The 13,016-nt window shown below is 55.1% G+C and carries 10 protein-coding genes and 5 tRNA genes; 13 read left to right on the forward strand and 2 right to left on the reverse strand.

From position 1 onward, the window contains the following. The first annotated feature begins 227 nt into the window (after positions 1 to 227). Positions 228 to 1,328 carry a heat-inducible transcriptional repressor HrcA gene (gene hrcA / locus OZX62_RS04840; protein ID WP_277176888.1) on the forward strand — a complete coding sequence of 367 codons (1,101 nt, stop codon included), beginning with the start codon at positions 228 to 230 and terminating at the stop codon, positions 1,326 to 1,328. Positions 1,329 to 1,405: 77 nt separating this feature from the next. Then, positions 1,406 to 2,551: a molecular chaperone DnaJ gene (dnaJ, locus tag OZX62_RS04845; RefSeq protein WP_277176889.1), complete on the forward strand. Its 1,146-nt coding sequence runs from the start codon at positions 1,406 to 1,408 to the stop codon at positions 2,549 to 2,551. A gap of 144 nt (positions 2,552 to 2,695) precedes the next feature. Here the strand turns inward: dnaJ and OZX62_RS04850 are convergent, their stop codons facing one another. Then, positions 2,696 to 3,487: a fructosamine kinase family protein gene (locus OZX62_RS04850; RefSeq protein ID WP_277176890.1), complete on the reverse strand. Its 792-nt coding sequence runs from the start codon at positions 3,485 to 3,487 to the stop codon at positions 2,696 to 2,698. A 266-nt stretch (positions 3,488 to 3,753) separates the two neighbouring features. Between OZX62_RS04850 and uppP the strand changes: the two genes are divergently transcribed. After that, complete coding sequence (uppP, locus tag OZX62_RS04855) at positions 3,754 to 4,668, forward strand: undecaprenyl-diphosphatase UppP (protein ID WP_277176891.1); 915 nt, start codon at positions 3,754 to 3,756, stop codon at positions 4,666 to 4,668. Between the two features lie 159 nt (positions 4,669 to 4,827). Here the strand turns inward: uppP and OZX62_RS04860 are convergent, their stop codons facing one another. Further along, a complete protein-coding gene (locus tag OZX62_RS04860; RefSeq protein ID WP_277176892.1) occupies positions 4,828 to 5,706 on the reverse strand; it encodes a PAC2 family protein in 879 nt (292 codons plus the stop codon). A 244-nt stretch (positions 5,707 to 5,950) separates the two neighbouring features. Between OZX62_RS04860 and OZX62_RS04865 the strand changes: the two genes are divergently transcribed. The 10 genes from OZX62_RS04865 to OZX62_RS04910 all read left to right on the forward strand — a co-directional run bounded on the left by OZX62_RS04865 (position 5,951) and on the right by OZX62_RS04910 (position 12,906). Further along, a tRNA-Gly gene (locus OZX62_RS04865) sits at positions 5,951 to 6,023 on the forward strand. Between the two features lie 30 nt (positions 6,024 to 6,053). After that, positions 6,054 to 6,124 (forward strand) — tRNA-Cys (locus tag OZX62_RS04870). A gap of 36 nt (positions 6,125 to 6,160) precedes the next feature. Further along, positions 6,161 to 6,233: transfer RNA gene (locus OZX62_RS04875), tRNA-Val, on the forward strand. A gap of 49 nt (positions 6,234 to 6,282) precedes the next feature. Then, a tRNA-Val gene (locus tag OZX62_RS04880) sits at positions 6,283 to 6,355 on the forward strand. 107 nt (positions 6,356 to 6,462) lie between these two features. After that, positions 6,463 to 7,419, forward strand: a complete 957-nt coding sequence (locus tag OZX62_RS04885) for a cation diffusion facilitator family transporter (RefSeq protein ID WP_277176893.1) — start codon at positions 6,463 to 6,465, stop codon at positions 7,417 to 7,419. Positions 7,420 to 7,552: 133 nt separating this feature from the next. Further along, positions 7,553 to 8,407 (forward strand): class II glutamine amidotransferase, encoded by an 855-nt coding sequence (locus tag OZX62_RS04890; protein ID WP_348519302.1) that lies wholly within the window; start codon positions 7,553 to 7,555, stop codon positions 8,405 to 8,407. Positions 8,408 to 8,635: 228 nt separating this feature from the next. Continuing rightward, positions 8,636 to 8,711: transfer RNA gene (locus tag OZX62_RS04895), tRNA-Gly, on the forward strand. Positions 8,712 to 9,004: 293 nt separating this feature from the next. After that, on the forward strand, positions 9,005 to 11,038 hold the full coding sequence (gene thrS / locus OZX62_RS04900) for a threonine--tRNA ligase (protein WP_277176894.1): 2,034 nt from the start codon (positions 9,005 to 9,007) through the stop codon (positions 11,036 to 11,038). Between the two features lie 27 nt (positions 11,039 to 11,065). Beyond that, positions 11,066 to 11,722: a CDP-alcohol phosphatidyltransferase family protein gene (locus tag OZX62_RS04905; RefSeq protein WP_277176895.1), complete on the forward strand. Its 657-nt coding sequence runs from the start codon at positions 11,066 to 11,068 to the stop codon at positions 11,720 to 11,722. A 185-nt stretch (positions 11,723 to 11,907) separates the two neighbouring features. Then, positions 11,908 to 12,906, forward strand: coding sequence for a phosphatidylinositol mannoside acyltransferase (locus OZX62_RS04910; protein WP_277176896.1), 999 nt, complete (start codon positions 11,908 to 11,910; stop codon positions 12,904 to 12,906). Positions 12,907 to 13,016 lie beyond the last annotated feature (110 nt).

Below are 13,016 nucleotides of genomic sequence, written 5' to 3' on the forward strand. Positions count from 1 at the left end.
AGAGCACCCTCACATTGCACTTTCATGCTAACTTTAAGAGCCGACGAAAAGTGAGGTTTTGAACACGTTTGGTATGTTTTGTTATGTTAACGCTCACGTCAGCAAAGCCCTTGAAAATGCGGGAATCCCCTGAGAGTGGAACAATTAGCACTCTCGGTCCAAGAGTGCTAATACTTTGGTATACTCATTAGTAATTGGGTGTTGAAATGACCATGGAAGGAGGACCGATGACACAGTCAAGACGCATGCTGGTGCTGAGGGCCGTGGTCGAGGATTATATCCGTTCACAGGAGCCTGTCGGTTCGACGGCTTTGACACGGGCGCACAACTTGGGGGTAAGTTCGGCGACCATCCGCAACGATATGTCGGCTTTGGAGGAAGAGGGATATCTGATTCAGCCGCATACTTCGGCCGGGCGTATCCCGACGGAACGCGGCTACCGTTATTTCGTCGACCGTCTCGCCTCGGTCGTTCCGCTTTCTGAAGCGCAACGCAGGGGAATTACCACGTTTTTGTCGGGTTCGGTAAGTTTGCCGGATACCTTGCAGCGTGCCGCTCGGCTTCTGGCCAATATTACGGGCCAGGTTGCAGTGGTCTCTTCTCCGGCGCTTTCGAAATCAAAATTGCGCCATATCGAGATCGTCCCGTTGAACGCGGTTACCATGCTGGCCGTCATCATCACCGATTCGGGTTCGGTGGCCCAGCACACCTTTACCTTGAGGCAGCTGCCGGATGCGATTGCTCTGAACAGATTCTCCGAGCTTGTCAATGCGCAATGCATGGATATGCCGCTGGTACAGGCGGCGCGTCGTATCCGTATCATTATCAAAGCTCCCGAATACAGCTCGGTGCGCCCACTCGGGGAGAGCCTGGCCAAGACGGTTGAAACAATGGCCCACGACGAGGGCACCGGCCAGATGTATATGGCCGGAACCTCCCAACTCGCCCATAAGCAGCCTCGTGTCGAGCTCGCGCCGCTGTTCGACGCGCTTGAGGAACAGGTCGTCATCATGCGTCTGATGAGCGATCTGAGCGAGGAAAACGAGGACGTCGGCGTCGCCATCGGCTCCGAAACGAGGACGCCGGGTCTTATCCATGCTTCTGTGGTCTCTTCCGGCTATGGACGTAGCGAAACCGATGGGCAAAATGACGCGGATAATACCGATAGTCGCCAAAGCAAGGATGAAACCGCACAATCCGGTTCGCATCCCGTCGCCTTCGTCGGTTCCATCGGCCCCACACACATGGATTACGAGACGACCATCACCGCGGTGCGAGCCGTCGCCAGATATCTGACGGACCTGATAGCCAGTGACGAGGCGGCCTAGTATTCCAAGGCTTATGAAACAATAACTGGCAGAACGTAACATAAACGTATTCGAGAAAATATATTCGAGGAATTTCAGTGGCAGAAACAGATTATTACGAAGTCTTAGGCATCGAGCGGAGCGCAAGCGACGAGGAAATCAAAAAGGCTTACCGCAAGATGAGCCGCAAATACCATCCGGACATCGCCGGCCCGCAGTTTGAGGACAAGTTCAAGGAAGTCAACAACGCCTACGAGGTGCTTTCCGACCCGGACAAGCGTCGTATGTATGATTCCGGCATCGACCCCAACGATCCGAACGCAGGTTCCGGGTTCGCCTCTGCCGGTTTCGGCGATATGGGCGACATCTTCGGCCAGTTCTTCGGCAACGCCTTCGGTGGCGGCGGACAAGGCCCGATTTCTCGCACCCAGCCTGGCCGTGACGCGCTTTCCAGCACGTCCATCAGCTTGAAGACAGCGGTATTCGGCGGAACCGCGCACGTCAAGATCAATACGTTCGGACTGTGCCCGAAATGTGGCGGACAGGGTACGGCGAACGGCGAGAAGCCCGTGACCTGCCCGGACTGCAACGGCCAAGGGTCGCGTCAGCAAGTCCGTCGCACGATGCTCGGCCAGATGATGACGACCGTGCAGTGCGAGCGCTGCGAAGGCCACGGCACCATCATTGAGCATCCGTGCCCGACATGCCTTGGTCATGGACGTATCCGCACTTCTCGCGATGTCGGCGTCACTGTGCCCGCTGGCATTGAAGACAACACCCGTCTGCGCCTGGCCAACCAGGGCGAGGTTGGTGAAGGTGGCGGCGCTGCCGGAGACCTTTATATTGATATTCGGATCAAGCCCGACAAACAGTTCACGCGCGAAGGCGACGATCTGCATTGCTGGATTCAGATTCCGATGACCTGGGCCGTGTTGGGTCACGACCTCGATATCGATACCTTCGACGGCAAGCAGACCATCAGCATCCCCGAAGGTTGCCAGCCCGAAGAAACCGTGTCGATCAAGAGCATCGGTGTGGCGAAGATTCGCAAGCCTGAAGAACGCGGCGACCTGATCGCGCACGTCAGCGTGCACATTCCCACCAAGCTCGACGAGGCGGAGAAGAACCTTATCGAGCAATTCGCGCAGAGCCATGACGCGAATGCCGGTAAGGTCAATCAAAGCGCGAGGCCTGCCACCAACAGGAAGGGCTTCTTCGACAAAATCAAAGACGCGTTGCACTAAAACTTCAACAACTTAAGATCAACCCGTGGAAGTGTTCTGGGTAGAACAATAGGGCAAGGACTTCAAAATCGCCTTCGTACAAAGTTTTGGACGAAGGCGATTTTTGTTTGAGAATTTAGAGTTTAGAACTTTGAAGCGTTGTCTTTAGGAAAGCAGCGAACGGCACATCGCGCGGTATTCGCTCACATAGCCGCCGCCGAAGAACACGCAGTGCCCGGCAATAGGGTAAAGCTGCCAGATAGTGATTCTGTCAGGGAATCCCTTCTTCAAAGGATGCGCCGATTCGTAGCCGTCGATGATTTCGTCTAGGAACGGCATACCGAACAGATTGAGCATGGCGAGATCTTCCTCGCGGTGACCGCCGTGCGCGGCAGGGTCGATGAGTACGGCCTCAGCCTGACCGGAATCGTCGGTCCACATCACATTGCCGCTCCATAGGTCGCCATGCACGCGGGCCGGCTTGTCCTGTGCGGCCGGGCCGAGCAGATCCGGCAAGGCGTCGATGACTTCCTGCGTCATCTCAAGATCGTTGTCGTTCAGCTCACCGCGTTTGATACCGAGCTTGACCATAGGCAACAGACGCCCTTCGCCGAGATAATCCACGGGGTTCGTCCACTTGCCCGTATCCATCGGCACCGGGTCCTGCAATGGCCCGAAATAGCAGGTCCCGTCGTAACCGGCCGGAGCCGAACCGAAATAATCGGCTCCTGCGTCGTGCATATGTGCCAGCGCTGCGCCGAAATCGTGCGCTGCCTTGGGGGTCGGGGAGCAGGAGGTCACCCGTTCGATGTCAAGCCAGCCGTCACCCCAGCCATAGACGTCGACCACGCGCGGCCCGCCTTGCGATTGCGCCTCGCCCAGCCATTTGAGCCCTTTGCCCTCGCACTCGAAGAATCCTTTTGGCGCGAACGCCCTGCTTTTACGATATTTTGCCATGATGTCACCCTTCGTTTGCTTCCTACAGCTATCGAGGAATCATACAAGTTATTGACCTGTAGATTATCGGCTTGCTGCTCGGCGGGCCTCGGCCTACCCGCTTCAATTGTGTGAGCGATGTGCGACAATCGGAGGTCGTAACACACGAAGTTCCGGGATATTGGGTAGGCTGAACACGTTAGACACGAACCCCAGCCGGTTATTTGATTCTCCAGGCTTACAAAAGCAAGACGATTTCATGGCGGGGATACGCATAAAGAGGGATTATGAATTTCTTCCAAGCCATTGTTTTGGGGCTGGTCCAGGCGCTCACCGAATATCTTCCGGTGTCATCAAGCGCCCATATCCGCATTGTCGGCGAGCTGATGCTGCATTCCGACCCGGGAGCGGCGTTCACGGCCATCATCCAGCTTGGCACCGAACTGGCGGTCATCCTCTATTTCCGCCATGATATCGTCAATATTCTTTCGCACTGGTTCGGCTGCCTTTTCGGGCATAATGGCCAGGATTGGAAATCCCGTCTCGGCAAAGGCGACCGCGACGCCACGTTCGGCTGGTACATCATCATCGGCACCATGCCCATCCTTATCGCGGGCTTGCTTTTCCAGAAAACCATCGAGACCACGTTGCGCAACCTGTGGATCACCGTCACCGTGCTGTTGCTTTTCGGTATCCTCCTTTGGTTCGTCGACGCGGAATTCCCCGAACGTAAGACCGTTCGTGAAATGAACTGGAAAGAAGCACTGCTTTTCGGCGTCGGCCAGATGCTGGCGCTGATTCCTGGCGTCTCCCGTTCCGGCGGTACCATTACCGTCGGCCGTGCAATGGGCTATACGCGTGAGGACGCGGTGCGGGTGAGCTTCATCATGGCCATTCCGGCCGTCTTTGGCTCAGGCATTCTGGAAGCCGTCAAAGCCGTCGGGGATTACCAAAGCGAGCCGAATTTCCCTGGCTGGGGCGCGACCTTGGCTGCGACGGTCGTCAGCTTCTTTGTCGGTTATATCGTCATCATCGCGTTCCTGAAATTCGTGTCGACGTTCTCCTACAAGGCGTTCGCAATCTACCGTATCGTCATCGCCGTCATCGTCGCGATTCTCTTGATCGCCGGCGTGCTTCAGGCTTCACCGGCCGCCGCGCAGGCCGTTTCTTCCATGATTCAACCGATTACAGCGATAATTTGATGTTATCTTGGTTTGTCTGATATTGCTTGATGTATTTGCTTGATATCGTTTGATATGAGTGCAATATCAACGAGCAAAATGCCTGCCGAATATACAACGGCAGGCATTTTTGATATGAATTATTAGGCTTTGATTTACTCAGATATGCACTCGGCCGATTCAGTCTTCGATATGTGAAAGGAATTCTTCGGCTTCCTGTGCAATCTGGTCTCCTTGAGGCACGGTTCCGCCACTCAACTTGTCAAGCTGCTGGTCGAGATCGTATTTGTCCTCAAGATGACGGATATAAAGTTTCAGGTCGTCGTTGCAGTTGGCGAGCACATCGGCTTGTGCTTTCCACATCACCGATTGCTTCGGCAGGGTTCCGACGTTGAGCTGGACGCCGAGCATCTGCGAAAGGCGCTGCAAGATCTGCAAGGTGCCCTGCGGGCATTCGTCACCGGCCAGGTATTGGGGCACGGAGACCCACATCGAGTTCGTGTCGAACCCTTCCTGCTCGGCGAGCATATCGAGCACGGTGGGAATGCCGACCGGCCCGTCGTAAGGGTTGCTGCCTTTCTCGCGGTTTTCCGAGTCTTTGACGGCGCCGCCGCGGATGCTTGATTCGCTGCGTCGCAACGCGGATTCCTCGACGGGCAGCGGCCGGGTGTGCGGGCAGTCGGCGAACATTGATCCCAAGGTTACGATTTCGCTGATATCCAGCTCGTCGGCGATACGCAGCGAGTTGCGGCAGTAATCGATCCAGCGGTAATTGGGTTCGGGTGCGATCTGGGCGTAGATGTGGGTTCCGGGCGCAACCGTGATCTCATAAAAGGTCGTTTGCGGCCAGATGATGCGTGCCTGGCCGGTGACATGGCAGATCATGGGGCGTGCGGATTGCAGGTCGTAATAGCTGTCGGTGCGAATGTGCCGGATTTCCCGGGACTCGTAGGAAGCCACCAGATGACGAATCACGTTTGTGGCCGCCTGGCTGGCATCGTTCCAGCCTTCGAAAGCGCAAACCATGATAGGCTTCGTTGTTTTCGCATCTGTAGTCATGAGTCCTAATGTAGCTGCTGGAAACCTTGAAATTTGAGGGCTTATGCCATCGGTGAATGAGTTTCATCTACGGGAGTAGAAACCGCCGCTCTGTTAAATCCTGTGGTATTGCCTAATTAGGTGGGAAATATATTGGTATTCCGCGGCGACACGCAGCCATTTGTCAAATCGGGCAAAAGCATATATAGTTATCTCTCGTGCTTCGGTGAAGGAATTCACAACGAATGAATTCATTGAAAGCTTTGCGGACATAGCTTAGTTGGTAAAGCGCGACCTTGCCAAGGTCGAGAGCGCGGGTCCGAGTCCCGTTGTCCGCTCTAGGTCCGAGGAGTTGTACACGACCTTACGGTGGGTTAGCCAATCGGTTAGGCAGCGGCCTGCAAAGCCGTATAGACGAGTTCGACTCTCGTACCCACCTCGGAAGATGGATGTAAGTCCTGAATCCAAACAACCTGGGCGGTTGGCGCAGAGGCTAGCGCACTTCCCTGACACGGAAGGGGTCACAAGTTCGAATCTTGTATCGCCCACGAAAGCCGGAGGAAACTCCGGTTTTTCTTTCATAATTGAATGCCAATCGGGTGATTAGCGCAGCGGTTAGCGCACTTCCCTCACACGGAAGGGGTCGCTGGTTCGATTCCAGCATCACCCACTTTCTCTTCAGCTTCTTTTTCATGCTTATATCTTGTCACGGGTTATTATTTTTTAAAGACTACATTCTGATGCAGTGATTCATAGATTTTTGGACTAGGGGACAAAATGGCAAGCAATTCGGTGAAGACGGCGCTGTTGGCGAATGTCGGCGTGGCGGTGGCCAAAGGGCTTGCGGCGGCGTTTACCGGGTCTTCGGCCATGCTCTCCGAGGCGGTGCATTCCGTCGCCGACTGTGCCAACGAACTGGTGCTCATGGTCGGCGGCAAAGCCGCTGCGAAATCGGACAAGGACCATCCCTTCGGCCTGTATCGTGCCAAATATCTTGCTTCATTCCTGGTGGCCACGCTGCTGTTCTTCGTAGGCGGATGGTTCTCGTCGTCGCAGAGCTTCGAAAAGCTGGTCAAGCTCACCAACGGTTCCATGCCACGGGGCGTAGAGTCCATCGAACTGTTGGCTTCTTTGGCGGTCATCGTCGTATCTGCCTGCTTGGAAGGCTTCGGCCTGCATACTTCGATACGCGAAGCTCGCGAACGTATGGAAACACTCAAAGTCGGCCATCTCAATCTGTTCGATTTCTGGCGCAAGACCAAGAGCGCGGAACTTGCCTCGGTGATGATGGAGGACACGCTTGCCTTGATCGGTTTGGTGTTCGCGGGATTGGGCATCGCCATGGCCTTGGTCACCGGTGATGAGATCTGGGACGCGATAGGCGGCATGTGCGTCGGTGTGATTCTGATTCTGGGAGCCGTGGCACTCGGCTTCAAATCGGGTTCGTTGTTGATTGGCGAAGCTGTCGAACCAGAAATGGTTGTTCGAATACGTAAAGCCGTTGAAAGAACTCCCGGCGTCGACCGTCTCATCAACATCCAGGCCATGCACATGGCCGAAGACGACATCCTGCTGTGTCTGAAAGTGCAGACATCCAAGCTCGACCGTGACTACGATGTCGAAACTATCAACAAGATCGAATCGGCAGTGCGCGAGGCCTTGCCGTTCTATCGTTTCGAAATCTACGTAGAACCCGACTTATATCGGAAACCTCAGGAAGTCAAACAACGTTGACAAAACAATCGGTGTGACGATTTCGGCTTTACACAAATTCGGGTTTTTGTTATTTCACGGATACCTCTTGATCAGGAAACTTGGCAGGTTATTATGACCTGAGCCGGCCTTTTCTCGAACAATGCAATTATAGTTGGCAGCCATGTGCAGATTGCTTGGATATTGCGTCAATGCGGCTGAATTGAGTTTGAAGGATATTCTGGGGGAGGCCGATACCGCGGATTTTCGCAGGCTTAGTGAGATCCATAAGGACGGCTGGGGCGCGTCCTTGAAAGGCTTCGCGGGTGACGGGGCATCCCAATTGTCGGATGACCGGACTTACCACACCACGGTTGCCGCCTGTGTTGATCCCGTGTTTTCCTCTTTGGCGGACATACCCGCGCAGTCGGCACTGTGGCATTTCCGCTGGGGAAGCCCTGGCATCGCCGGGGTCATGGAAAATCTGCAGCCGTTTGCGCTCGATGGCATTGAATTCATACACAATGGACATATCGTCGATGCGGACAATGTCAATATTCTTGATAATCCTGATTTTGAAGTGGATCGCGACATTGTCGAATCAATCAGCATCCACAGTGACTCGGCGATCTTTTTCGCCGTCATAGTCGGGTATGTCCGGCAGGACATGAACCTAAGTGATGCCGTGTTGCATGCTATCGCAAAGTTGCGCGAGACCTATCCGACTTCAAGCTACAACTGCATTGTGCGTGACGCCGAGGAAATGGTTGCCGTTGAGGCCGGCCGTGGAGGAAAGACCTTGCCGGAGATCATAGAGTTCTACAATGATTATGGTTGGACCGGTCAGGGTGACGACTACTCAGCCATGCGTTTCCGCGATATCAGAGACGACAAGAACCATGGGTTGGGGGTATTGGCCGCAAGTTCCGGATTCCGTCAGAATGCGGATGATGGCTGGCGTGAGATGGGCAATAACACCATGTTGGTGGCTTCGCGACGCACCGGAAGATATTTCCTTCGTTCGTTGTGATAAGCCTGCGGCATGCTCCGCAATTCATCGGCAACACTTCTACCGGAATCTTGTTGCTGCTAAATTTTCGGGCATGATGGAATCGCTGGACTTTCGGGAATATCGCTGGCATGATGTTCGTCTGTTGAAGTCTGTCGAATTCCGCGTAAAATGGATGCCTTTTCCAGGACGCGCCGGTGACTTGCGCGATGAATAATGTACCTGTATATTTTCAGACTGTTGTCTTTTGCGGACATAGCTTAGTTGGTAAAGCGCGACCTTGCCAAGGTCGAGAGCGCGGGTCCGAGTCCCGTTGTCCGCTCCATTCCCTTCTTATCACGGCAGTGCCACCGAATCCTATCCACGCTTTGAAATTTATTTTATTCTTTATCAATCCTGATTGGGGTTCTGGGATATGCCTTGTTCGGGCGTAAGACACGGCCGAGCGGCCAAGGAGCGTCCCGAATAAGGTATATCCCAGAACCCCGCACAGTAAGTAATCTTGAAGATGCATAGTTATCTTCGTATGTCGCGCATAACCCATATCGTTGGCACTGTTGATTTCCGTCCCGGCCTGCCCCTAGTAACGCGGGCCCTGAAAGCAAAGGACACATAACCATGGCTGAACAAACCATCTCCATCAAACTCAACGGCGAAGCAAAGGAGGTGGAAGCCACGCAGACCGGCACCGATCTTTTCGCAGATGACAAGAACATCATCGCCGTTCGTCTCAATGGCAAGCCTCGTGACCTTTACACTCCGCTTCATGACGGTGATACCGTCGAACCCATCACTTTGGACAGTGAGGACGGCCTGGCCATCATGCGCCACTCCGCCACCCACGTCATGGCGCAGGCCGTTCAGGAGATTCGTCCGGATGCCAAGCTCGGCATCGGTCCGGCCATCGAAAATGGCTTCTATTACGATTTTGACGTCGACAAGCCCTTCACCCCTGACGATCTGAAGGAAATCGACAAGCGCATGAAGCGAATCATCAAGTCCTCGCAGTCCTTCCGCCGCCGCGTGGTGAGCGAAGACGAAGCCAGAAAAGAAGAGGTCGACCAGCCTTACAAGCTTGAGCTCATCGGCAAAAAGAAGGAAGACATCGATGAGACCGTCGGCACCGAGGTGCCGAATCAGGGCGAAATCACAATGTATGACAATCTCGACCGCGATGGCAACATCGTCTGGAAGGATCTCTGCCAGGGGCCTCACCTGCCCAACACCCGTTATATCAAGGCGTTCAAGCTGGAACGTACCGCCGCCGCCTACTGGCTCGGAGACGAGCACAACCCGTCGATGCAGCGCATCTACGGCACGGCATGGGCTTCCAAGGAAGATCTGAAGGCCTATCAGGCTCGTATGGAGGAGGCCGCCAAGCGCGACCACCGCAAGCTTGGCGCCGAAATGGACCTGTTCTCCTTCCCGGAGGAGATCGGACCCGGCCTGCCCGTCTTCCACCCGAAGGGCGGCGCCATCATCAACGCCATGGAAGACTACTCCCGCGAAATGCACCGCAAGGCCGGCTATAGCTTCGTGCAGACCCCGCACATTACCAAGGGCGGCCTCTACGAGACCAGCGGCCACCTGCAGTGGTACAAGGACGGCATGTTCCCGCCGATGCACCTGGACGAAGAGGTGGACGAGGACGGCAACATCACCAAGAAGGGCTTCGACTACTACCTGAAGCCGATGAACTGCCCGATGCACAACCTCATCTTCAAGTCCCGCCAGCGCTCCTACAAGGAACTGCCGCTGCGCCTCTTCGAGTTCGGCACCGTCTACCGCTACGAAAAGAGTGGCGAGGTCCACGGCCTGACCCGAGTCCGTGGTTTGACGCAGGACGATTCCCATATTTACTGCACCCGCGAGCAGATGAAGGACGAGCTCAAGTCCATCCTGAACTTCGTGCTGAAGGTGCTGCGTGACTTCGGCCTGAGCGACTTCTACCTCGAGCTTTCCACCAAGGACGAGAAGAAGTTCGTCGGCTCCGACGAAATCTGGACGGAAGCCACCGAGACGCTACGTGAGGTCGCCGAGGAATCCGGACTCGACCTCGTGGCCGATCCGGGCGGGGCCGCGTTCTACGGCCCGAAGATCTCGGTGCAGGCCCGCGACGCCATCGGCCGCACTTGGCAGATCTCGACCATCCAGCTCGACTTCAACCTGCCCGAGCGCTTCAAGCTCGAGTACATCGCCAAGGACGGCACCCACCAGCGCCCGGTGATGATTCACCGTGCCCTGTTCGGCTCCATCGAGCGCTTCTTCGCCATTCTGCTCGAGCACTATGCCGGTGCCTTCCCGGTCTGGCTTGCCCCGGTTCAGGTCACGGGCATTCCGGTGGCCGATGAGTTCGCGCCTCATCTTCAGAAGTTCATCGACTCCCTGACCCAGGAGACGGTGCGCTGCGAGATGGACACCTCCGACGACCGCTTCGGCAAGAAGATTCGCAACGCCTCCAAGTCCAAGGTGCCATTCACCCTGATCGTTGGTGAAGACGATGTCAACAAGAATGCCGTGAGTTTCCGCTTCCGCGACGGCAGCCAGCTGAACGGCGTGCCCGTCGAGACGGCCAAGGCCGACATTCTGAAGGTCATCAAGTCTCGCGCTCAGGTCAACAATGCCGACGATTTCGCTCAAGCGACCAAGTAAGAGAAAGCTGCTGAGGAAAGCGTAAGCATGCTCGAAAAACTACGACCACCGTTCAAACGCCTCATCGCGCCTATCGCTAAGCTCTTGGTGGCGATGGGGCTCACGGCGAACGCAGTGACCGTTATCGGAGCCGTCGGTACGATTCTCGTGGCCATCGCCACGGGAATCACCGGCTGGCTTATTCCTGGCTCCATACTGATGGCCATTCTTGCGGCATTCGATTCGCTGGACGGTTCGGTGGCGGCATTGACCACGGGCGGTACCAAATTCGGCGCCTTCCTCGATTCGACGCTTGACCGCATCGCCGATTGGGCCGTGCTGTTCGCCGTAGTGCTGTATTTCCTGTTGCACGGTGGCATGTCGATCGCCTCCGGTTCCATCGATATGGATGACGTGATCGGTTGGATCGGTATCGGGGCGTCGATGTATGCGATGATGACCTCGTTCGTCACCTCCTACGCCCGTGCCCGTGCCGAATCGGTGGGTTATGAAGCCAAAAATGGCATCGCCACCAGAAGCGACCGCTTGGTCATCATTCTTGTCGGCATGCTCTTGAGTGGCGTTTTCGGCGATCCTCGTTGGCTTATGGCCTTCATTGTCGTTCTCGCCGTGTTGGGCACGATTACCGTTTTCCAGCGCATCTTCGAGGTACGTCGGCAGATGAAAGCGGACGGCGCAATCTGAAAGTAGTGTAAAGCCTGCCTTACATGTTCCTTATGACATGCGAGACAGGCTTTATCGATTCTATTGGATTTCCCGTCTTTGTTAAAGTTCTATACTTTACGTAATACATTATGGCGATCGCGCTGTATGGTAAGCGTGGCAACGTTTTCGAATCCGTTTGAATATCCGAAAGATCTGTTACACCTATGTTCGATAATTTCCTGGTATTTCTTGCCAAACATCCGAGGATTATCCCAGAACCATTGTTGCGAGGCCTGTTCCTGTTCGCAGCAAACGTGTGTTGGTTCCTGCATATCGGGGGAGTAAAGCAACTCGAACGCAATCTTCGTCATGTCCTTGAATCCAGAGACGGCACGGTAAGCGAAAAAGCGGTTCGCAAAGCCAGCCTTCATGGTATGCGTTCCTATTTCACCTATTTCGCAGAGGCGATGACCGTAGGCGGCCATTCTGACGAACGGCTTCTCGCCCGTGCCAGGCCGATCGGGCCGGGACTACCGATTTGCAAGGAACTCGTGCATGACAATCCGGGCAGTGCCCCCATGGCCATCAGTCATCAGGGCAACTGGGATTACGAAGGGTTTCTTGCGGCCAACGTGCTCGCACCCGTAACCGTTACGGCGGAACGGTTGAAAAACCAAAAACTGCTCGACACGTTCATCGAAATCCGCAAACGTATGGATATCACCGTGCTGCTCACCGGTCAGCCGCATCTTATTGAGAAACTCGAAGATGCGCTGGCCAAGCCACACGTTTTGGTGCCGCTGCTTGCCGACAGGGACCTCAGCCGTCATGGCGAATTCGTCCATGCCTTCGGCTCCACCATTCGCGTCGCACGGGGGCCGGCAACATTGGCGCTGGACACCGGCAAGCCGTTGTTCGTCGTCAACATGTACCGCGAGAAACTTCATGGCGAAGCCCGACGCAAGGCCGGCATCCGTTATGGGTACGTCGTCGATATCAGCGCACCAGTGGATATTGACCGCTTCCGCAGCCTGCCGTGTGAAGAGGCCATCCACGCCATCAGCCAGGCATGGGTCGACGTATGGAGCCGTGATATCTCCGCTCATCCTGAGGACTGGCACATGCTCCAGCCGATATTCATCGAGGACCTGGATATCTCGCGTCTCAAGGATGTTCCCGACGAAGTAATGGCCGAGCTCAAGCAAATCAACAAAAACCGATAAAAACGATAACCCGATACAATCAACGAAAACCACAACGTGATTATTGTCTCTATAATGATTGAACCGGAAACACACGTCGAAATACCGAATCTATGGCAGAATAAAGAATC

The sequence above is a fragment of the Bifidobacterium sp. ESL0690 genome, from assembly GCF_029392315.1.
GTDB lineage: Bacteria > Actinomycetota > Actinomycetes > Actinomycetales > Bifidobacteriaceae > Bifidobacterium.

Coding starts and splice junctions, on each gene's coding strand:
- hrcA (WP_277176888.1), top strand. CDS start 228: ATGACACAGTCAAGACGCATGCTGGTGCTGAGGGCCGTGGTCGAGGAT.
- OZX62_RS04850 (WP_277176890.1), bottom strand. CDS start 3,487: ATGGCAAAATATCGTAAAAGCAGGGCGTTCGCGCCAAAAGGATTCTTC.
- OZX62_RS04885 (WP_277176893.1), top strand. CDS start 6,463: ATGGCAAGCAATTCGGTGAAGACGGCGCTGTTGGCGAATGTCGGCGTG.
- OZX62_RS04860 (WP_277176892.1), bottom strand. CDS start 5,706: ATGACTACAGATGCGAAAACAACGAAGCCTATCATGGTTTGCGCTTTC.
- OZX62_RS04910 (WP_277176896.1), top strand. CDS start 11,908: ATGTTCGATAATTTCCTGGTATTTCTTGCCAAACATCCGAGGATTATC.
- thrS (WP_277176894.1), top strand. CDS start 9,005: ATGGCTGAACAAACCATCTCCATCAAACTCAACGGCGAAGCAAAGGAG.
- uppP (WP_277176891.1), top strand. CDS start 3,754: ATGAATTTCTTCCAAGCCATTGTTTTGGGGCTGGTCCAGGCGCTCACC.
- OZX62_RS04905 (WP_277176895.1), top strand. CDS start 11,066: ATGCTCGAAAAACTACGACCACCGTTCAAACGCCTCATCGCGCCTATC.